General features: G+C 62.7%; 20 protein-coding genes. 7 read left to right on the top strand and 13 right to left on the bottom strand.

The genetic code is table 11. The features are described from left to right. Positions 1–8 precede the first annotated feature (8 nt). A complete protein-coding gene (gene glgX, locus ACFX4T_RS21995) occupies positions 9–2,123 on the bottom strand; it encodes a glycogen debranching protein GlgX (RefSeq protein WP_377654131.1) in 2,115 nt (704 codons plus the stop codon). A 239-nt stretch (positions 2,124–2,362) separates the two neighbouring features. On the opposite strand from glgX, the gene ACFX4T_RS22000 reads away from it, so the two are divergent. Then, a complete protein-coding gene (locus tag ACFX4T_RS22000; protein ID WP_377654133.1) occupies positions 2,363–3,172 on the top strand; it encodes a carbon-nitrogen hydrolase family protein in 810 nt (269 codons plus the stop codon). Between the two features lie 333 nt (positions 3,173–3,505). On the opposite strand, the gene rlmB is transcribed toward ACFX4T_RS22000, so the two are convergent. The 6 genes from rlmB to ACFX4T_RS22030 all read right to left on the bottom strand — a co-directional run bounded on the left by rlmB (position 3,506) and on the right by ACFX4T_RS22030 (position 8,323). Then, complete coding sequence (gene rlmB, locus ACFX4T_RS22005; RefSeq protein ID WP_216921202.1) at positions 3,506–4,495, bottom strand: 23S rRNA (guanosine(2251)-2'-O)-methyltransferase RlmB; 990 nt, start codon at positions 4,493–4,495, stop codon at positions 3,506–3,508. Between the two features lie 79 nt (positions 4,496–4,574). Then, the gene (cysS, locus tag ACFX4T_RS22010) at positions 4,575–6,044 is read right to left on the bottom strand and encodes a cysteine--tRNA ligase (RefSeq protein ID WP_377654135.1); all 1,470 of its coding nucleotides are present in this window, start codon (positions 6,042–6,044) and stop codon (positions 4,575–4,577) included. Positions 6,045–6,079: 35 nt separating this feature from the next. Further along, on the bottom strand, positions 6,080–6,436 hold the full coding sequence (locus tag ACFX4T_RS22015) for a hypothetical protein (RefSeq protein ID WP_216921207.1): 357 nt from the start codon (positions 6,434–6,436) through the stop codon (positions 6,080–6,082). Continuing rightward, positions 6,429–6,992 (bottom strand): 2-C-methyl-D-erythritol 2,4-cyclodiphosphate synthase, encoded by a 564-nt coding sequence (ispF, locus tag ACFX4T_RS22020; protein WP_377654137.1) that lies wholly within the window; start codon positions 6,990–6,992, stop codon positions 6,429–6,431. The genes ACFX4T_RS22015 and ispF overlap by 8 nt, the downstream gene beginning before the upstream one ends. After that, positions 6,992–7,774, bottom strand: coding sequence for a 2-C-methyl-D-erythritol 4-phosphate cytidylyltransferase (gene ispD / locus ACFX4T_RS22025; RefSeq protein WP_216921229.1), 783 nt, complete (start codon positions 7,772–7,774; stop codon positions 6,992–6,994). The genes ispF and ispD overlap by 1 nt, the downstream gene beginning before the upstream one ends. 66 nt (positions 7,775–7,840) lie before the next feature. Then, positions 7,841–8,323: a CarD family transcriptional regulator gene (locus ACFX4T_RS22030; RefSeq protein WP_011690592.1), complete on the bottom strand. Its 483-nt coding sequence runs from the start codon at positions 8,321–8,323 to the stop codon at positions 7,841–7,843. A 292-nt stretch (positions 8,324–8,615) separates the two neighbouring features. Between ACFX4T_RS22030 and ACFX4T_RS22035 the strand changes: the two genes are divergently transcribed. Then, positions 8,616–9,161 carry a hypothetical protein gene (locus ACFX4T_RS22035; RefSeq protein ID WP_223949232.1) on the top strand — a complete coding sequence of 182 codons (546 nt, stop codon included), beginning with the start codon at positions 8,616–8,618 and terminating at the stop codon, positions 9,159–9,161. Positions 9,162–9,242: 81 nt separating this feature from the next. Here the strand turns inward: ACFX4T_RS22035 and ACFX4T_RS22040 are convergent, their stop codons facing one another. Beyond that, a complete protein-coding gene (locus ACFX4T_RS22040; RefSeq protein ID WP_216921232.1) occupies positions 9,243–9,923 on the bottom strand; it encodes a response regulator transcription factor in 681 nt (226 codons plus the stop codon). Positions 9,924–9,982: 59 nt separating this feature from the next. Continuing rightward, positions 9,983–11,224, bottom strand: a complete 1,242-nt coding sequence (locus tag ACFX4T_RS22045; RefSeq protein WP_377654204.1) for a sensor histidine kinase — start codon at positions 11,222–11,224, stop codon at positions 9,983–9,985. 198 nt (positions 11,225–11,422) lie between these two features. On the opposite strand from ACFX4T_RS22045, the gene phoU reads away from it, so the two are divergent. Beyond that, positions 11,423–12,076 carry a phosphate signaling complex protein PhoU gene (gene phoU, locus ACFX4T_RS22050; protein WP_223947998.1) on the top strand — a complete coding sequence of 218 codons (654 nt, stop codon included), beginning with the start codon at positions 11,423–11,425 and terminating at the stop codon, positions 12,074–12,076. Positions 12,077–12,222: 146 nt separating this feature from the next. Here phoU and ACFX4T_RS22055 read toward each other — a convergent pair whose 3' ends face one another. After that, the gene (locus ACFX4T_RS22055) at positions 12,223–12,969 is read right to left on the bottom strand and encodes a phosphoglyceromutase (protein WP_377654140.1); all 747 of its coding nucleotides are present in this window, start codon (positions 12,967–12,969) and stop codon (positions 12,223–12,225) included. Between the two features lie 132 nt (positions 12,970–13,101). On the opposite strand from ACFX4T_RS22055, the gene ACFX4T_RS22060 reads away from it, so the two are divergent. Then, a complete protein-coding gene (locus tag ACFX4T_RS22060; RefSeq protein ID WP_377654142.1) occupies positions 13,102–13,923 on the top strand; it encodes a class I SAM-dependent methyltransferase in 822 nt (273 codons plus the stop codon). A gap of 22 nt (positions 13,924–13,945) precedes the next feature. Here the strand turns inward: ACFX4T_RS22060 and ACFX4T_RS22065 are convergent, their stop codons facing one another. Together ACFX4T_RS22065 and ACFX4T_RS22070 are read right to left on the bottom strand one after the other, a co-directional pair. Beyond that, a complete protein-coding gene (locus tag ACFX4T_RS22065; protein ID WP_216921243.1) occupies positions 13,946–14,287 on the bottom strand; it encodes a DUF2516 family protein in 342 nt (113 codons plus the stop codon). A gap of 10 nt (positions 14,288–14,297) precedes the next feature. Continuing rightward, positions 14,298–15,482, bottom strand: a complete 1,185-nt coding sequence (locus ACFX4T_RS22070) for a PLP-dependent aspartate aminotransferase family protein (RefSeq protein WP_216921246.1) — start codon at positions 15,480–15,482, stop codon at positions 14,298–14,300. A gap of 74 nt (positions 15,483–15,556) precedes the next feature. On the opposite strand from ACFX4T_RS22070, the gene tmk reads away from it, so the two are divergent. From tmk to ACFX4T_RS22085, 3 genes are read left to right on the top strand one after another with little or no spacing between them, the layout of a single operon-like run. Then, the gene (tmk, locus tag ACFX4T_RS22075; protein ID WP_223947994.1) at positions 15,557–16,231 is read left to right on the top strand and encodes a dTMP kinase; all 675 of its coding nucleotides are present in this window, start codon (positions 15,557–15,559) and stop codon (positions 16,229–16,231) included. After that, positions 16,228–17,379, top strand: a complete 1,152-nt coding sequence (locus ACFX4T_RS22080) for a DNA polymerase III subunit delta' (protein WP_216921252.1) — start codon at positions 16,228–16,230, stop codon at positions 17,377–17,379. The genes tmk and ACFX4T_RS22080 overlap by 4 nt, the downstream gene beginning before the upstream one ends. An 8-nt stretch (positions 17,380–17,387) precedes the next feature. After that, positions 17,388–18,998 (top strand): alpha/beta hydrolase, encoded by a 1,611-nt coding sequence (locus ACFX4T_RS22085; RefSeq protein ID WP_216921256.1) that lies wholly within the window; start codon positions 17,388–17,390, stop codon positions 18,996–18,998. Here ACFX4T_RS22085 and ACFX4T_RS22090 read toward each other — a convergent pair. Further along, positions 18,995–19,741: an HAD family hydrolase gene (locus ACFX4T_RS22090; protein ID WP_377654146.1), complete on the bottom strand. Its 747-nt coding sequence runs from the start codon at positions 19,739–19,741 to the stop codon at positions 18,995–18,997. The two genes, ACFX4T_RS22085 and ACFX4T_RS22090, sit on opposite strands and share 4 nt — an antisense overlap. Positions 19,742–19,825: the final 84 nt, after the last annotated feature.

The following is a 19,825-nucleotide window of genomic DNA, read 5'->3' on the forward strand; positions in this document are numbered from 1 at the left end:
GGGAACTCCTAGGTGCGGTAAATGTTGATGGTGTTGGCCTGCAGGATATCCCGCTCGCCCGACGCCACCAGCGCACCTTTCCGGCGTTCATGCAGCACCGAGGTTGTGAACCGGAGTTCGAACATACGCTTGCCGATGCCCGTTTCACTGAGGATCTCGGGGAGCACCATCTTCACGTCCTGGTTGCTGCCGTTAACCACGATCAAGCCACGGATTTCGCTGTCCTCATGACCCATCAGGAGCTGAATGGAGCGCGCGTTGGGATCATTCCAACGCGCGGGCGTCATGCGCTTTCCCTTGTCGTCGAACCATTGCAGGCTGGAATCATTCGCGTGGGCGGGGAAGCTCTCGGGCTGATGGCGCAGGAACCACCGGCGAAGCCTGACAAGCTCCCTGGTGGTTTGGAACATTGCGTTGGCTTCCTGGGTCCTGCTCCAGTCCAGCCACGCCGTCGGGTTGTCCTGGCAATAGGCGTTGTTGTTGCCCTGCTGGGTCCGGCCCAGCTCATCGCCGGCGGTGATCATGGGGACGCCGAAGGACAACAATAGAGTGGCCATGAGGTTCCGAATGGACAGCGCGCGGGCCGCCACGATTTCCTCGTTCTCGCTGCGGCCTTCAAAACCATGGTTGTAGCTACGGTTATCTCCATGGCCATCGCGGTTCTGCTCACCGTTGGCCTCGTTGTGCTTTCGGTCGTAGCTCACCAGGTCCTTGAGCGTGAAGCCGTCGTGCGCCGTGATGAAATTGACCGAGGCCAAGCGCGTGCGGCCGGACGGCGCGAACAGGCTCGCCGAACCCGCCATCAGCTCAGCCAGCGACGCGACTGAGCCGCCTTGGCCGCCGGCCTCAATCGCGGCACGGTCTGACAGCCAGAAGCGCCGGACGCCGTCGCGGAAATGATCGTTCCAATCAGACCATCCCTGCGGGAACCGCCCTGTCTGCCAACCGCCGTAACCCACGTCCCAAGGCTCGGCTATGAGCTTGACCTCTGACAGGACCGGATCCTCGGCAATGGCCCGCAGGAAGGGATGGTTGGGATCAAATTGGTTGCCGGCGTCCCGGCATAATGTCACGGCGAGGTCGAAGCGGAAGCCGTCCACGTGGAAGTCATTCACCCAACACCTCAGGGAATCCAAGGCAAGGTCCACCACCACGGGATCACTGAAATCCAGGGTGTTTCCGCACCCGGTGGTATCCAGATACCTTCCATGCGCATCGTGCCGGTAGTAGCGCTTCTCCGCGAGGCCGCGGAAACTCAGCGCAGGCCCGTCCGGTCCCGCTTCCGCGGTGTGGTTGTAGACCACGTCCAGGATGACCTCGATGCCAGCGGCGTGGAGCAGCTTGATCATGCCCTTGAGCTCGTCCTGCACAGCGTGGGGACCGGCGTTCCGCGCAGCCTCAGTGGCGTAGTCGGAGTGCGGGGCAAAGAAGGCCGCGGTGTTGTATCCCCAGTAGTTCGTCATGCCCAGATCCTGGAGGTGTGACTCGTCCAGGTGGAAGTGGATGGGCAGGAGTTCCACCGCAGTGATTCCAAGCTCAGTTAGATGCTGGATCATCACTGGGTGTGCCATCCCGGCATAGGTGCCGCGGAGGTGTTCCGGAATGTCCGGGTGAAGCATCGTCTGACCACGCACGTGGGCTTCGTAGATTACGGACGTACGCATCGGAGTCCGCGGCGGCGCGTCATCGCCCCAGTCGAAATCCGTTGCCATGTGGACGCTCGTTAGGAATTCGCCCCGCTGATCCACTGCGCGAGCATAGGGATCCAGCAACAGAGACTGTTCGCCGTCGTCCTCAATATCCACTGCCGGTACTGACATCGGTAGCCCGCCCTCAGGTGGAGCAGCGCGGAAACCGTACCGTGTGCCTGGCGGCATGCCGCTGACGATGCCAAAGTGCACACCATCCTCCAGATTTGGAAGGGTGTGAACCCGCCAACCATCCCCCGGTGCCTGGTAGGCGATTTCAACGCGTTCCAAGTCCGGAGCAAACACTGCAACGTTGACGTTGTCTGTCTGCTGGGTGACGTCATCACACAAGTCGGGCTGGGGCTTGCTCAGTCCGATGGGCTTGGGGCGCGAAGCATCCAGGGCGGCTGCTGGGTCCAAAATAGGCATAACCATTGCTTGCAAGTTTAGTTCCATACCTGATCAGTGCTGAGTCGACCGCCCGTGTGACGGCGCGCACCACGTCAAATTTCTGGCAAGCACCGGCCGCGGCCGTCGTTCCGGGCCGCTCACGTGCTGGAACGCTTCAGCCCGGGCAGCAGCACACTTGTATCGGCTCCCCCGAATGTGTCGCTGCGGCTGTGTGTTGGCGACAGCCTTGCCATACTGGGACTGACAGAACTGGAGGTTCAATCGTGCGCGTTGCACTCGCTCAAGTCATCACTGGCCGGGACCTGGCTGACAATCTGCGGCTTCTGGAAGAGTACGCCCGCCGTGCCAAGGAGGGCGGCGCGGAGCTTGTCGTTTTTCCCGAAGCAATGATGCGCGCGTTCGGTAACTCCCTCCTGGACATCGCTGAACCCCTCGATGGCCCTTGGGCGGGCCGGGTGCGCGAGCTCGCCGAGGAACTTCAGTTGGTGATCGTGGCCGGCATGTTCACGCCTGGCGCTGCTTCGGATTCCGGCGGGGGCCGCGTGCGCAACACTCTACTTGCCACCGGACCCGGCGTGGAGACCAGCTACGACAAAATACATCTCTTTGACGCGTTCGGCTTCGCGGAGTCGGACACGGTTGAGGCGGGAACAGACCCAGTGACGTTCGACGTCGGCGGCGTCACCTTTGGCTTGGCCACCTGCTACGACATCCGTTTCCCCGCATTGTTCACAGCCAACGCGTTGCGCGGAGCCGTGGTAAATATCGTGGCTGCATCGTGGGGAGCCGGACCGGGCAAGGCCGATCAATGGCAGCTCCTTTCCCGCGCCCGCGCGGTGGATACCACCACGTTCGTGCTTGCCTGCGGCCAAGGAGATCCTGCTACCCAGGGCATCGAAGCGAAAGGCACCGCGCCCACGGGCGTCGGGTACTCCGCCGTCGTGTCCCCCTTCGGGCAGGTCCTGGAAGCCCTCGACGGCGAACCCGGCCTCCTCTTTGCCGACCTCGACCTCGCCGTGGTGGAAGAAGCCCGCCAAAAGCTCCCGGTCCTGGCCAACCGCCGCGACTTCTGATCTTCTCTCACATCCTGCGGGTTTCGGGCCGATCTTCTCTCACATCCTGCGGGTCTAGGGCGGATCTTCTCTCACATCCCCTCCCAAAGCGCACCGGACCGCTCGAGCCGGAGCCGCCGTCGTCGTCATTCCAGAGAACAGCAAACGCTCCCTCACCAGCATGAAGTGAGAGAGCGTTTGCCGAAAACAGTCAGGATATGAGAAAGCATCGGCCAAAAACCGCCGGGAAGTGAGAGAGCATCCAAGGGCGCCGCTGGGGCCAACCGGAAGCGTGCGTCAAAGCGACGGAGGAGCAGCACGCGGAGGATGGCGCTCGCGGCGCCTTACTGAGGATTACGCGGAACGCTGCCTCGACACTTCGTACAGCGAGATACCCACGGCCATGGATGCGTTGAGCGATTCCATGGCGGAGTCGATGGGAATCGAGACGATCTGGTCGCAGTTTTCGCGCACGAGCCGGCTAAGGCCCTTGCCTTCGGACCCGACCACGATGCAGACCGGCTCGGTCGCTACGGTGAGGTCGGGCAGCGAGACGTCGCCGTCGCCATCAAGTCCGAGGACGTAGATGCCCATGTTCTTGAACTGCTTGAGCGCGTTGTTCAGGTTGGACGCGCGGGCCACGGGTACGCGGACCGCTGCGCCGGCACTGGTCTTCCATGCCGATGCCGTGACGCCGACGGACCGGCGCTCGGGGACGATGACACCGTGGCCGCTGAACGCGGAGACGGAACGGATGATCGCACCGAGGTTGCGGGGATCGGTGATGCCGTCGAGTGCAACGAAGATCGGGGCGTTGGAGATATGCCCCTTCTTCCACTTGGCGATAGTGGTCTCTGCGAGGTCGTATGCGTCCTCGTACTCGTACGGCGGGATCTGCAGCACCAGGCCCTGGTGAACTGCGTCCTCGGTCATGCGGTCCAGTTCGGGCTTGCCGGTTTCCAGAAGCGGGATGCCGCGTTCAGCTGCAAGTTTGAGGGACTCCTTGACGCGGTCGTCCATTTCGATGCGGATGGCAACGTGGAGGGCCTTGGCAGGGATGCCGGCGCGCAGCGCTTCCACAACCGAGTTGCGGCCGGTGACCAGCTCTTCAGTTGCGCGACCCTTGGGGCCGGAGCGAGCACCGGTACCCGGGCGTGCTGGACCGCGCTTGGCGGCCGAACGCTCCGAGAGCTGCTTGTTCTTGTATGCCTTGTGGTAGGTCCGGTCCTCGGCCTTAGGGGTGGGCCCCTTGCCTTCGAGGGCCTTGCGACCGTGGCCTCCGGTACCCGTGGAGGGGCCCTTCTTGCTCTTGCGGATTGCACCCGGGCGACCGTGGTTGGCCATTCTGTCCACCTTGCTTGAAATTAATGAGTCTGCATTCCAGTCTACTGACCCAATGCAATTCGGCGGCGGCGGCGGTTTGTCAATCGCGTTTCAGGCTCCAGGTAGCGCCGTCCGCACCATCTTCGACGACGACTCCGGCGGCCGAGAGTGTGTCGCGGATGGCGTCGGACGCGGCCCAGTCCTTGTTGGCCCTGGCCGCGGCACGAGCCTCAAGCTGCGCTTCCACGAGGACCTCGAGGGCCGCGTGTTCACGGCTTTGCACGGCCTCCGGGCGCTTCACGGAGTCCAGGCCAAGGACACTTGTCATGGCGTGGACGCTGGAGAGAGCGTCTTTTACGGCGTCCAGATCACCGGCAGCCAAGGCGGTGTTGCCGGCCCGAACGGTCTCATGGAGAACGCCGAGCGCTTGCGGGACGTTGAGGTCATCGTCCATAGCGGCCACGAAGGCGGCCGGCATCGCAGCCTGCGCACCCTCGGTATAGCTGTTCGGCTCAGTGGCTTGCTGCCCCACCTTCGCGGCGGCCTTGGCTATGAAGCCATCAATGCGTTCGACGGCGGCGGCTGCTTCCTGCAGCGACGTAGGCCGATAGTCCAACACAGAACGGTAGTGGGCCTGCCCAAGGTAATAACGGACAACCCGGGGCGAGGCCAAATCAAGCATTTCGGCGGGACTCACCGTGTTACCGATCGACTTGGACATTTTTTCGCCCTCGTACGTGACCATGCCGTTGTGCATCCAGAAATTGGCGAATTCGTCCCCCGCAGCCTGGGACTGGGCCATCTCATTTTCGTGGTGCGGGAACCGAAGGTCCAATCCCCCACCATGGATGTCGAAGCGCGTGCCCAGGTATTTGGTGACCATGGCGGAGCATTCGAGGTGCCATCCGGGCCGGCCGGCTCCCCACGGGGATTCCCATTTGGCGGTGACGGGTTCGCCGTCTTTGTAACCCTTCCACAGCGCGAAGTCGCGCGGATCCCGCTTGCCGCGGGGGTCGGCGTCGGGAGCGCCCTGCATGTCATCGATGTTCTGGCGCGTCAGCGAACCGTACTTGCTCCAGGAGCGGACATCGAAGTAGACATCTCCGGAGTCATCCAGCGCGGGGTAGGCATGCCCGCGGTCGATCAGCCGCTGGATCAGGGCGTGCATTTCCGGGATGTGCCCGGTGGCGCGGGGCTCGTACGTCGGCCGCTGGACGCCGAGGGATTCGTAGGCGTTCTCGAATTCCTGCTCGTAGCGGTAAGCCAAAGCCCACCACTCCTCGTCTTTCCGCGCCGTCGGCTCGTCAGCCCAGTCCGGGCCAAAGGATTGCTCGGACTTGGCGAGGATTTTGTCGTCGATGTCCGTGACGTTGCGCACCACCGTGACGCGGAGGCCACGGAACTCTAGCCAGCGCGTCAGTTGGTCAAACGCGATTGCGGACCTGACGTGCCCCACATGCGGCATCCCCTGAACAGTAGCCCCGCAGTAGTACACGCTGGCCTTGCCCTGTTCGAGGGGAACGAAGTCGCGGACTTCGGCGGAGGCGGTGTCATAGAAGCGCAGGGTCACCGCTCCAGATTAGCCGATGACGCGGCATGAGTTGCCTACTTGCAGTATTCGCCGATTTTGTTGAAGTGCACGGTCAACTGCTGTTGCTGTTCCTGGGTGGTTGCCCCGAGCGAGGAAGCGGCGGCTTTGTCCATGATGGCGGCCATCTCCTTGATGGGATCGCCAATTTCCGGAGCCAGCTTGTCCGCGATCTCGTGATAGTGGGCAGCGATCTGCTTGGACTGCTGCTGTTGATTGCCATCGGGCTTGAAGGTGTCGTTGTTGAGGAACTCGCAACTGGCCTTCACATCCATCTTCGGCGTCGCTGCACAGCCACCGAGCAGGAGGGCTGCAGCCACACTCGCGGACAGCAGCACGGCGGAACGCACGACGCCGGAATGCACCTTAGTCATTCAGCCCGCCTTCAGTGGAACCCGGCTCGGTTGCGCCGGGCGCAGGGTAAACGAGGGCGGTGGCAACCGCAGAAATTCCTTCGCCTCGGCCAGTGAATCCCAAGCCATCGCTGGTGGTGGCCGTGACGCTGACGGGTGCGTTCGCGGCTTCACTCAGCACCCTTTGGGATTCTTCGCGGCGGGGTCCGAACTTGGGCCGGTTGGCTACGAACTGGACGGCGACATTGCCGATCTCGAACCCTGCGGCCCTGACAATCCGTGCGGCCTCACCGAGGAGCTTTACCCCGGAGGCGCCGGCGAATTCGGGACGGTCTGTGCCGAAGTGGGTACCAAGGTCACCGATACCACAGGCGGAAAACAGGGCATCGGCAGCTGCATGGGCGACGCAATCGCCGTCGGAATGTCCGGACAGCCCTCGTTCGCCTTCCCAAAAGAGGCCACCCAACCAAAGCGGCTGGGGATCGTCCTCCGGCGCGAACGCGTGCACGTCGACGCCGATCCCTGTACGGGGCAGGACCAGGCGGGTGGGACGGCTTGCAGCTTGCTGAGACGCCATCAGCCTTCCACCCAGCGCATTCCGAGCGGGCCCTCGAGGAGGCCTTCGGCGATGATGAGATCCAGCGGAGTGGTGATCTTCAGCGACTGGCTGGCCCCGCGGACGGCGTGGACCGGAACGCCCAGAAGCTCAACCAGCATGGCATCATCGGTGACTGCGGCGGCCTGTTTGTCATCAAAGAGCTCGGCGGCGTCGTGCGCGCGGCGCAACGTGGCGAGCTCGAAACCCTGTGGAGTCTGGACTGCCCTGAGCTGTTCCCGGGGCGCTGTCCCCGTGACAATTTCCGGGGCGATGGCAGAATCCGAAGCGCCAGTCTGGGCCACAGTCTTGATGGTGTCCACCACGGGCATGGCTGGAATGACGGCCTTGGCGCCGGAAGCCAAAGCGTCGGCGACGCGCTGGAACACGCGCTCGGGGGTGAGGGCACGGGCGGCATCATGTACGAGCACGGCTTCGGTGCCGTCCTCCAAAGCAGCCAGAGCGGCGCGGACGGAATCCGCACGGGTGGACCCGCCGTCGACGACTGTCACTTCCGGGCCACCGTCCACCAGTTCAACAGTGAAGTCAGCAATCAGTTGGCGGAGTTCCGCATCCCCCTTGGGTAGGGCAACGCAGATCTGGCGCGCGACGTCGGCAGCGACGACGCCACGCAGTGCGTGCATCAGGATGGTTTCGCCACCCAGCGGAACTTTGGCCTTTGGCATGCCGTAACCGAGGCGTTCGCCCGAACCGGCAGCAACCACGATCACCGCCGTAACAGCGCGCTTGGAAGGAATACTCATGGTGACAAGAGTACTTTGTGGCAAAAAGAAACCCGGCGGCGCTTTCGCACCACCGGGGATCAATTCTTAGGAAGCCAAGACCTCGTCAAGAACGCTTGCTGCCTTCTCTTCGTCTGTCTTCTCAGCCAGGGCCAGTTCTGAAATCAGAATCTGCCGCGCCTTGGCCAGCATGCGCTTCTCACCTGCGGAAAGGCCGCGATCGTGATCACGACGCCAAAGATCGCGAACGACCTCCGCCACCTTGATGACATCGCCCGAAGCAAGCTTCTCCAGGTTTGCCTTGTAACGACGCGACCAGTTGGTAGGCTCTTCCGTGAACTCGGCGCGGAGAACGTCAAATACGTGCTCCAAGCCTTCTTTGCCCACTACGTCCCGGACCCCAACAAGGTCAACGTTCTCTGCTGGAACTTCAATGGTCAGATCACCCTGAGCCACCTTGAGCTTGAGATACATCTTCTCTTCGCCCTTGATGGTGCGCATCTTGATTTCCTCAATTTTTGCTGCACCGTGGTGAGGGTAAACTACTGTCTCGCCGACCTCAAAAACCATGTGGACTTTCCCCTTTCCCGCAGACTAGTCTATCACGATTAAGGCATACGACTGGCACCCGACGGCCCGTCCTACCGCGCCAATAAAGGGAAATGGGCCCCAAACGAGCTCGCGATACCCCTTGACGTGGGCCCGGAAAGATGCTTTAGCGAGGCAAGTTGCGCGTCGGACCTTCCCCGTCGCGTACGCCATAAAGCCTTCTCGAATCCTTGTTTCGGCTGGTTTGCCGATAGGCTATGGCTGAAAAGTTTCCAATGACTCTTGAGGAGTAGGTGTCGTGCGCAATTCTGCGATGAACACTGTCCAGCGCGGCAAGCTGGCAATTGCGGCGGCTGCAATCGGCGTCGGTCTTCTGTCTGTTACCGGCTGCGGCTTCGTCAACGCCCAGCAGACTTCCCACCAGTATTCAGCATCGGACGGGGTCAGAGCAGATCTCGGCCAGCTGGAGCTGCGCAACATGCTGATAGTCGCTTCCGGCGAGAACCAGCCCGGCCGCGTGATCGGCGCGGTGTTCAACAAGTCCAACTCGGATGCAACCCTGACCATCAGTGGTGCAAACGGATCCCAGACTGAGATTCCCGTTAAGGCAAACTCAGAGACGTACCTGAACAAAGAGGCTGACGCTGCGGTCCTTAGCACCGCTGGCACCAAGCCCGGCGGACTGAGCCCGGTAACCATTCGGAGTGGTTCTGACTCCGCTACCCTCAACGTTCCCGTAGTTGACGGCACGCTCCCGGAGTACAAGGAGTACCTGCCCTCTTCGAGCGCCACGCCGACGTCCACGGCAACCTCGACTGCCACGCCGACGGCCACCGAATCCGCAGCAGCCGGCCACTAGCGGGCGCGCTTCAAGTAAGACAACAAAGGAAGGGTTCCGCTGCGGCGGAACCCTTCCTTCGTCGTTGTGCTGATTGAAGCTTTACGGCTCGAACTTGTACCCCAGCCCACGCACAGTGACCAGGTACCTCGGAACGGACGGATCCGGCTCAATCTTGCTACGCAGGCGCTTTACGTGGACATCAAGCGTCTTGGTATCACCCACATAGTCCGAACCCCACACGCGGTCAATCAGCTGGCCCCGGGTGAGCACACGTCCGGAATTGCGCAGCAGCATTTCAAGGAGTTCAAATTCCTTCAACGGCAGTGATACCTGCTCGCCGTTCACGCTCACCACGTGGCGTTCGATATCCATCCGGACGGGTCCGGCCTGCACGGTGGAGGTGATCAGCTCCTCAGGCTCACCCTGCCTGCGGAGCACTGCGCGCACGCGCGCCACGAGTTCGCGGGAGGAGTACGGCTTGGTGACGTAATCGTCGGCACCCAGCTCCAAGCCAACCACTTTGTCGATCTCCGAGTCCTTGGCGGTCAACATGATGACCGGCACGCTGGAACGCTGGCGCAGTTGACGGCACACTTCCGTCCCCGGTGTTCCGGGCAGCTGGAGGTCCAGCAGGACGAGGTCGGCACCGTTCCGGTCGAATTCCACCAAGGCGTCAGTGCCGTTATCCACTACCTCGACGTCGAAACCCTCTTTGCCCAAAAGGTAGGACAGCGGGTCGCTGAAGGACTCCTCGTCCTCCACTATCAAAATCCTGCTCAAGCGCTGGCTCCTTGCTCCTGGGCGCCGCCGGCGCCCACTTGTTTATTCGCGTGTTGCGGTTAATTCGCGTGATGCGGTTGCTGGGTGGTGTGCGGGCTTTCGACGGCGGCAACACCCGTCGCTGGTAGCTCCGCGGACCCGGCAGTGGATGCAGCATGACTCGGGAGGCCGGCGTCGTCGTCCTGGCCTTCCATCTCGGGCAACCGGATGGTGAACGTTGAGCCTTGACCAGGCTGGGACCACACAGTGACCTCGCCACCATGGTTGGACACAACGTGCTTGACGATGCTGAGGCCCAGGCCAGTGCCACCGGTATGCCGGGAGCGTGCAGCGTCCACCCGGTAGAAACGTTCGAAGACCCGTTCCTGGTCCTCCGGGGTCAGGCCCTCGCCCTGGTCCGTGACTGAGATAGCGACCACGCCCTCCCGGGTCCGGACTCCGACGCCTACCCGGGTGTTCTCCGGCGAGTAGCGGATGGCGTTGTCGATCAGGTTGCGCAGGGCGGTGACCAGCAGGTCCCTGTCACCGAACACCAGGGAGTCTGAATGGCCTCCCACGACAATCTGGATGTTCTTGCTCTCAGCCGGGAGCTGCGAGCGGTCCACTGCCTCAGTAATCACAGTGTTGATGTCCACCGTGTGGCCTTGCTGGGCAACATTTGCACCCTGAAGCCGGGAAAGCTCAATGATGTCCTGGACCAGCGCTGCGAGGCGTCCGGATTCCTTATGCATGCGTTTGGCGAAGCGACGCACGGCTTCTTCGTCGTCAGGCGAGGCTTCCAATGCCTCGGCCAGGAGCGAAATAGCGCCCACCGGCGTCTTGAGTTCATGGGAAACGTTGGCCACGAAGTCGTTGCGGATCTCCTCGGTGCGGGTGATCTCGGTTCGGTCGTCGGCGAGCAGCAGGATGTACTCCCAGCCGAGCATTGCTGCCCGCACCTGGACCACGATGGTGCCCTTGCCGAGAGGCCCCCGGGGAAGTTCGTACTGTTCCTCCAGAATCACGCCATCGCGGCGGACCTTTGCGGTCATGTCCAGGAGTTGCTTGTGAACCACGGTGTGGCCGCGAACAAGGCCGTAGGCGTACGCTGCCGGACTCGCGCGGACCACGCCATCGATCGCATCGACCACCACAAACGCGCGCCCGACGACGGCAAGCACCTCCGCTGCACCTTCCGGAAGCAGGGGTTCGGTAACATCCAGGTCCACGATCCTGCGCTGCCGCTCGCTGATCCTGAAAGCGAGCATGCCAAAGACGCCCAGTGACAGGCCAACCAAGCCTGCAACGACACCTATAAGCAACGGATCCACGTGTCCAGCTTATGCTCTGGAATCACGCCAAAGTGTTGATCCAGTGCCAAACGGGAGCGGTTCAACTAACGTTCATCTAAAGGTGCGCAACCGTTCACTGGCTCCTGACACAGTTACTGGTTGGACTGCCAATAGTTTTTGAAATCCGCACCCATCATGGGACAGGATTTCCAAGGAAAGGACGCCTTAGTGCGCAAGGTTTTTCAGGAGGAGCTCACCCAGGTCGGTGACGACCTCGTCGAGATTTCCAAACTGGTTCACGAAGCAATCACGAACGCCACTACGGCCTTCGAAGGCGCCGACGTCGATCTTGCCCAAGACGTCATCGCGGCAGACGCACGCATCGACTTCCTGCAGAACAGCCTCGACGAACGGGCCATCGACATCTTGGCCTTGCAAGGCCCCGTTGCCAGCGATCTGCGCATGATTGTTGGTTCGCTCCGTATGAGCGCATCGCTGGAGCGCATGGGTGACCTCGCCCGCCATGTGGCGCAGCTGGCGCGCCTCCGCTACCCCGCAACCGTCATTCCGACGTCCCTGACGCAGACCTTCAAGGCGATGGCGCAGCACGACATCGACATCACGGCCAAGGTCACCGAACTCCTCGAGACCCGCAACCTTGAGGTGGCGCGCGACATCCTCAAGATCAACATCGCCGTGGACGACCTCCACCTCAGCGTCTTCAAGGCGATCGCCTCCCCCGCCTGGAACGAGACTGCTTCCACCACGGTGGATGTGGCCCTGGCCAGCCGCTACTTCGAGCGCTTCGCCGACCACGGCGTCTCCGTTGCCCGCAAGGTCACGTACCTCGTCACGGGCGAATGGCAGCCTGAGGGCTTCTAGCGGGTCCCCGCATAACCAACGACGGCGGCCGGTCACCTAAGGTGACCGGCCGCCGTCGTCGTTGACATGCTTCGTAGCTGGTGCCGCGGGCGGGCTGCGTCTAAGGGAGGAACGACCGAGCAGCCGCCGCGGCAGTAGCGGAGAACTTACTTCTTACCCTGGTTCGCTACAGCCAGAATCGCATCTGCTGCTGCCTCGGGGTCCAGGTACGTGCCGCCCGGGTTGATCGGCTGGAAGTCTTCATCCAGTTCGTAGACCAGCGGGATGCCCGTGGGGATGTTCAGTCCTGCAATGGCGTCATCGCTGATGCCGTCAAGGTGCTTGACCAGGGCGCGCAGGGAGTTGCCGTGCGCGGTCACCAGGACGGTCTTGCCAGCCTTGAGGTCTTCCTTGATGTCCGATTCCCAGTACGGGAGGAGACGGACAAGGACGTCCTTGAGGCACTCAGTGCGCGGGAGGGCGTCGCCGAGGTCCTTGTAGCGGACGTCGTGTGCCTGCGAGAATTCGCTGTCATCGGACAGGGGCGGCGGCGGGGTGTCGTAGCTGCGGCGCCATTCCATGAACTGCTCTTCGCCGAATTCGGCGAGGGTCTGGGCTTTGTCCTTGCCCTGCAGCGCACCGTAGTGGCGCTCGTTGAGGCGCCAGTCGCGCTTGACCGGGATCCAGCCGCGGTCGGCCTTGTCCAAGGCCATGTTGGCGGTGTTGATGGCGCGCTTCAGGAGCGAGGTGTACAGGATGTCCGGGAGGATGTTTTTCTCAACCAGGAGTTCCCCACCGCGCACTGCTTCCGCGCGGCCTTGGTCGTTCAGGTCTACGTCCACCCAACCGGTGAACAGGTTCTTGGCGTTCCAGTCGCTGTGGCCGTGGCGCAGCAGAATCAGCTTGTAAGTCATGGTTTTCATCCTAGCCGAGGGGTCCTGTGCCTTGCCGGGCGTTACGTTTCTCAACGCGGGGTCATTTACGGCCCATAAAGCGGCTCCGCATGGGCCGTAAGTGACCCCGGGTTGCAGGATAAAGTGGGGGCCGTGGTGCAAAAAGCGGAACGGGTCAGTACTTCCCGAAGTCGAAGTGGGAAGCCTGTTGGCAACGTCACCCGCGGCACCACCAATCCGAACCGTATGCGTCGCTTGGATCGGTGGCTCGCCGGGCCGCAGGCGTGGCGGCTGCGCGCCGCCGTCGACCCTTTGGTTGTAGACCTGGGCTATGGCGCCTCGCCGGCCACCGCCGTCGAACTTTTTGAGCGGCTTCAGGCCGTCCGTTCGGATGTGCGCGTCTGCGGGATCGAAATTGAGCCTGATCGGGTGCGTACGGCCAAGGCGCTGGAACGCCCCGGGCTCAGCTTCCACGTAGGTGGTTTCGAAGTGCCCATTCCCGGGGACCCCATACTTGTGCGGGCCTTCAATGTCCTCCGTCAGTATGAGGAGGCGGACGTGGCCGGGATCTGGGGGCTGGTTCAGTCCCGCTTGGCTCGGGGCGGCCTGTTCATTGATGGCACCTGCGATGAGATCGGCCGGTGCGTCACGTGGGTGGCCTTGGACCGGGACCGTCCCCTGAGCCTTAGTTTCTCGGTGCGGTTCGGCAGTTTTGAGCTGCCCTCGGAAGTGGCCGAGCGGCTGCCCAAGGCCCTTATCCACCGGAACGTGCAGGGCGAACCCATCCATACATTCCTGCGGGCCATGGACAAGGCATGGCTGGAGGTCGCGCCACTGGCATCGTTCGGCAACCGGCAGCGCTGGACGGGAATGTGCCGCTTACTGCGCGACGCCGGGTGGCCGCTTCAGGATGGTCCGTCGCGGTGGCGCCTGGGTGAAGTTACGGTGGCGTGGGACGCGGTTGCGCCGAAGTAGCGTTCTTTACCCACGCATTTTTCTACCAGGGTCCGTAGGGACCGACGTTGCGGTTGCCGCCGCTGCCTGCTTCGCGGACTGCTGGACGGACGTCCGCAAGGTATACGCAGGACGCGGTCACTGCAGCAATGCCGAACAGGCCCAGACCGCTACCACCGCTCAAGAGGGTCAATGCGCCGATGGCAAAAGCGACGCCGGTGAGGGCCAACCAGAACGTCTTGGTGCGCTTGGAGGCGGCAACAAATAGCGTCGGCCGGTGGCGCAGGCAATCCACAAAAGCCCACAGTTCAAGAACAACGGCCACCAAGCCAAGGATGAAGTAGACCGCGTTGGTGACAATCGCGATCAAGAATTTTCCGTCCACGCCCCTTAGCCTAACCGTCCAGCGACTTCAGTGCTTGCTCGAGATCGGACCAGAGGTCTTCCACGTTCTCGATACCCACGCTCAAACGAACCAGGTTCTCCGGGACACTAACCGGTTCAGCCGTGTGCCGGCGTCGACGTTCGATCAGGGACTCAACGCCGCCCAAAGATGTTGCCGGGAGCCAGAGCTGAAGCGCACGGACCACTTCGTCGGCGGCCTGGGCGCCAGTGCGGGCTTCGTCTCCGGCGATTTGGATGCAAAGGATGGAACCAAACCCCTTCATCTGGTCCTTGGCGCGCTCATGCCCCGGATCCGAGGGGAGGCCCGGATATCGGATGGACTCTACCCTCGGATGGGTGCTGAGGCGCTCGGCGAGCACTGCCGCGGACGCCTGCGAACGCTCGATCCGCAAGGCGAGGGTGCGCAGTCCGCGCAGCGCAAGCCATGCCTCGAACGGGCCGGCGATGCCGCCGTGGATGATGCGATGGTGGAGGAGCGTGGCCCGCAGTTCCGCGTTGGAGGTCACCAAGGCGCCCAGGACGACGTCGGAATGGCCCGCCAGGTATTTGGTCACGGAGTGAAGCACGACGTCGGAGCCCAGGCTAAGCGGCTGCTGCACCAACGGCGTGGAGAAAGTATTGTCTGTGACCACGATCGCGCCCACAGCGTGGGCGGCGTCGGTAAGCGCCCGAACATCGGCAATGCCAAGCATGGGGTTGGTGGGGCTTTCCAGCCAGAGCATGTCCGCGGCTTTGCCATCTTCCGGACTGATCACGGCCTTCACGGCCTCCGTGTCCGTAATGTCCACGATTCGTAGGTCCAGGAAGCCCTTCTCAGCAAGTTCCGTCGCCATGACCAACGAGCCCGAGTAGCTATGAGACGGCATGACAACAACGCCACCGGCAGGTACCAGAGAGAGGGCCGAGCTGGCGGCAGCGAGCCCGGATGCGTACAGCAAGCCGGGCAGCGTAGCGCCTTCCAGCTTGCCCAGGGCGTCCTCGAATGGGTCCCACGTGGGGTTGGCGTAGCGACCATAGCCGCGATCGCCGTCGCCAAGAGAACCAGTTCCAAAATATGTGGAGGACAGGACGATGGGCGGATTCACCGGCTCATCATGTTTACGCTCGGGGCGGCCCGCAGCCACCACAACGGTTTCCGGGGACAAATCGGCAGCACGCTGGTCGGAAAGGCTCATGGTTTCAGGGTAGTCGTGGGCGAGCCTGTGGATGAAAGCCGTTACGGTTTGCGCCTGATCGGTAGGCTAGACAGGTGAGTATTCAGAGCCCCGGTCTTTTCATCGCGTTCGAAGGTGGCGATGGAGCCGGCAAGTCCACCCAGGCTGCCCGGCTCTGCGACGCCCTCGAATCGCGGGGCCTGTCCGTGGTGCGCACCCGCGAACCCGGCGGGACGCCCATTGGAGAAAAGCTGCGCTCCCTTGTCCTGGACCATGGCCACGGCACCATCGATGCCCGCACAGAGGCGCTGATGTTCGCGGCGGCCCGGGCAGCGCACGCCAGCCAAGTGATCCGCCCGGCGCTTGCAGCCGGTCGTGTGGTCATCACGGACCGCTACATTGACTCGTCCGTTGCCTATCAAGGTGCTGGCCGCGGGCTTGGGGCAGAGGGGGTTTTGTCCCTCAACGAATGGGCCACGGAAGGCCTGCATCCGGACTTGACTGTACTGCTCGACGTCGAGCCCTCCGACGGCCGCGAACGTCGCACTGCCGGCGCGGCTGCTGAAGACCGTTTGGAATCGGAACCGGACGCGTTCCACTCCACAATCCGCCATGCCTTCCTTGACCTCGCTGCAGCGGCTCCCACAAGTTATTTGGTGCTCCCAGCCAAAGCCGAAATTGGGACGCTGGCCGCGCAGATCCTCGAACGGGTGGAATCCCTGCTGGTTGAGCGTGGGCTGGGCGAGCGTGTTTCCGGGAACCACCTATGAGTGTTTGGGACGACCTCCAAGGCCAGTCGCCGGTCGTTGCCCAGCTCAAGCAGGCAGCGCAGGGCGAAACCGGCCTCACTCATGCCTGGCTCTTCACCGGCCCTCCGGGATCGGGCCGTTCCAACGCTGCCAAGGCTTTCGCTGCCGCGCTGAACTGCGAGCAGGACGACGTCACTTTGCGTGGCTGCGGGGAGTGCGCCGCGTGCCACACGATCCTCGGCGAGACCCATTCGGATGTGACATTCGTACGGACCGAAAAAGTCACCATCACCATCGACGAAGCCCGCGAACTCGTCTCAAAGGCTGGCGACCGTCCCGCCACTGGCCGTTGGCGGATCATCATCGTTGAGGACGCGGACCGCATGGCGGAACGAACCACCAACGTCCTGTTGAAGGCGATCGAGGAACCGACTCCGCGTACTATCTGGATGCTGTGCGCCCCATCGCCGGCAGACGTACTGGTTACCATCCGATCGCGCTGCCGTCCCGTAAGCCTTCGGCTTCCCCCAGCCTCCGACGTCGCCGCACTGCTGGTAAGGCGTGACGGCATTGATCCTGAACTCGCGGACCGGGCTGCCCGTGCTGCGCAAAGCCACATCGGGATTGCCCGCCGGCTCGCCCGGGACGCGGACGCCCGCGAACGCCGTCTCGAAACGGTTCGCATCCCCTTGGGACTCCGTGGGGTTACGGCAGCGGTGATGATGGCCGAGAAGCTCGTCAAGATTGCCACCGATGAAGCCAACAGCTCCAATGATGAACGCGACGCGGCCGAGAAAATTGCGCTCCTGGCAAGCCTTGGCGCACCAGAGTCGGGCACGCTGCCACCGTCCATGCGGAGCCAGGTGAGGCAGCTTGAGGACGACCAAAAACGCCGTGCCAAGCGCTCCATCACGGACTCGCTGGACCGCACGCTGACCGATCTGTTGTCCTTCTACCGGGATGTCCTGATCATCCAATTGGGGAACGCCGTGGAGCTGGTCAACGTTGAGCTCAAGAGCGATCTTGAAGAATACGCCGCCCGCTCCACCCCGGAAGCGACCCTCGCCCGGATGGACGCGATCAACAAGGCCCGTGTCCGTATTACCACCACCAACGTGGCGCCGCTGTTGGCGGTCGAGTCCATGGCGACCAGCCTCATCCAGCAATAGGAGAATCCATGAAGTCCGCACCTCGCCGGCCCGCCGGTACCCCTATAAGGGACCGGTCTGTCCAGCCTGCTGCGGGCAGGAGTGCCAGGCGGCGCGGGTTCGCGGCCCTGTGCTTGGCCCTTGCCTCCCTGCTGGTGCTCAGTGCCTGCTCGTTGCCCTTCCTGCCGACACCTACGGCGAAGCCCAGCACCAGCACTGTTGACCCGTCCATTGCGGCCTCGGCGCCTAAAGGCCTCGAAAAATACTACTCACAGGCCGTGAAATGGAGCTCGTGCGAGGACGGGTTCCAGTGCGCTGAGGTCAAGGTTCCCCTGGACTACGGCAAACCGGACTCCGCCGACATCACGCTGTCCGCCATCAAATTGCCCAGCACGGGCACCAAGAAGGGTTCCATCCTGGTCAATCCGGGAGGTCCGGGCGGCTCCGGCGTCGATTTCGTCAAGGATGCGGGAAACACGCACTTCACCGAGAAGCTCCGCGCCAACTACGACATGGTGGGCTTCGACCCCCGCGGCGTCAAGCGGTCCGCTCCGGTCACCTGCCTGTCTGATGCAGAACGCGACGCCGCTCGCGAGAAAGTATTCCGGAAGGACACGGACCAAGGCCTGGCTGCCGCCTTGGCCTTCAACAAGTCCCTGGCTGAGAAGTGCGTCGAGAAGACCGGACCCGTGCTGGAGCACATCGATACCGTCAGTGCTGCCAAAGACCTGGACGTCCTGCGCGCCGTCGTCAATGATGCCAAGCTCAATTACCTGGGCTATTCCTACGGTACTTTCCTGGGTTCCACCTACGCCTCGCTGTTCCCTGAGAACGTCGGGCACCTAGTCCTGGACGGTGCCGTGGACCCGTCCATCAGCAACGAGGAACTGACTGCGGGGCAGGCAAAAGCGTTTGAAAAGGCCCTCCGCACGTACGTCGACGACTGCCTTCGTCAAAAGGGGTGCCCCCTGAGTGGTTCCGTTGACAACGGAGTCCAGGAAATCAGGGATCTCATCAACGCAGTGGACCAGAACCCCCAAACAGCCAAGGACGGGAGGCTGGTGACCGGGACCGAGTTTGTCAACGGGCTCTTCCTCCCGCTCTATGACAACCAAAGCTGGCCCGCATTGACCCAGGCCCTGGACAGTGCCTTCTCCGGCGACGTGTCCCAGATGATGCGCATCGCCGATCTCGGGGCGGACCGCGAAGCCAACGGTACGTACAGTTCAAACTCGGCATTCGCGTTCCAGGCCATCAACTGCCTCGACTACCCAATGGTCAGCGATACCGCCGGAATGAGGGCTGAGGAAGTTCGCCTCAAGCAGGAATCTCCAACATTCGGCGCATTCTTCGCCTACGGCGGGGTGACCTGCAAGGACTGGCCGTACAAGAACACCCGCACGCCGGCCCCTGTGGACTACACCGGCTCCGCCCCCATCGTCGTCATCGGTACCACCGGCGACCCGGCCACCCCCCTGGAGTGGGCACAGTCGCTGCGCAAACAGCTGGAAAATGCTGCCCTGGTCACCTGGGAAGGTGAGGGGCACACAGCCTATGGCCGCTCGAACTCATGCGTCAGCACCGCCGTCGACGATTACTTTGTGGACGGCAAGCTGCCGCAGGACGGACTCCAGTGCTAAGTCTCCCGTGACGTGACGGGCCTGGATTCGTGTTTCTCCAGCAGGAGCGGGAGTTGCTTGATGGAATCCACGACGACGGTAGCACCCGCTGCGCGCAGCGTCGCCTCGGAGTGGGAGCCTGTGAGGACGCCGGCAATCAGGGATGCACCCGAGCGGACGCCTGAGAGCATGTCTGAGCTGGTATCTCCAATCACACCCACCTCCCGCACGTCATCGAGGTCCAAGGCGAGCAACGCCGTCAGGATCATGTCCGGGTAGGGCCGGCCGCGGCCCGCGTCTGCCGGACATAAACTAAGGTCCGCCAGCCCCATCCACCCCAGTGACTCGAGCACCATGTTCTGCGTATGGCGGCCGAAGCCCGTGGCAAGGCACACCTGGATGCCGGACTCCCGCATCCAGATAATGGCATCCTCCGCGCCAGGGATAGCCCGGATACCAGAGTCCTCGATCAACTCGTCATAAGCCCTCTCGAAGACCTTGTTTGCGCTCTCTGCCACCGCGGCGTCGCCGAAGAGGTCCCCAAAGACCGCCATTTTCGAGAAGCCCATGGTGTCACGCGCATAACCGAGCATGCTCTCGAAGCGCCTGCTGCCCGGTTTCACGCCGTGCTCCACCAACGCGCGGGACAGAGCCCGCTCCGTGCGGCCATCGTCGGTAATCGTGGTACCCACCATGTCCACCACGGCCAGCCGTAGCCGGTGGGGAGTGTTGTTCGTATCCGTGGTTATTGCGTCCTCGGTCATTGCGCGGCTCCTTCGGCTGGTTTTCGTGGCTCGATGTAACCGCCACCGTTGATTTCCCAGCTTCCGGCCGCCCGGAAAAGGCCG

It is taken from the genome of Paenarthrobacter sp. YIM B13468, assembly GCF_042788025.1.
In the GTDB taxonomy this organism is placed as follows: domain Bacteria; phylum Actinomycetota; class Actinomycetes; order Actinomycetales; family Micrococcaceae; genus Arthrobacter; species Arthrobacter aromaticivorans.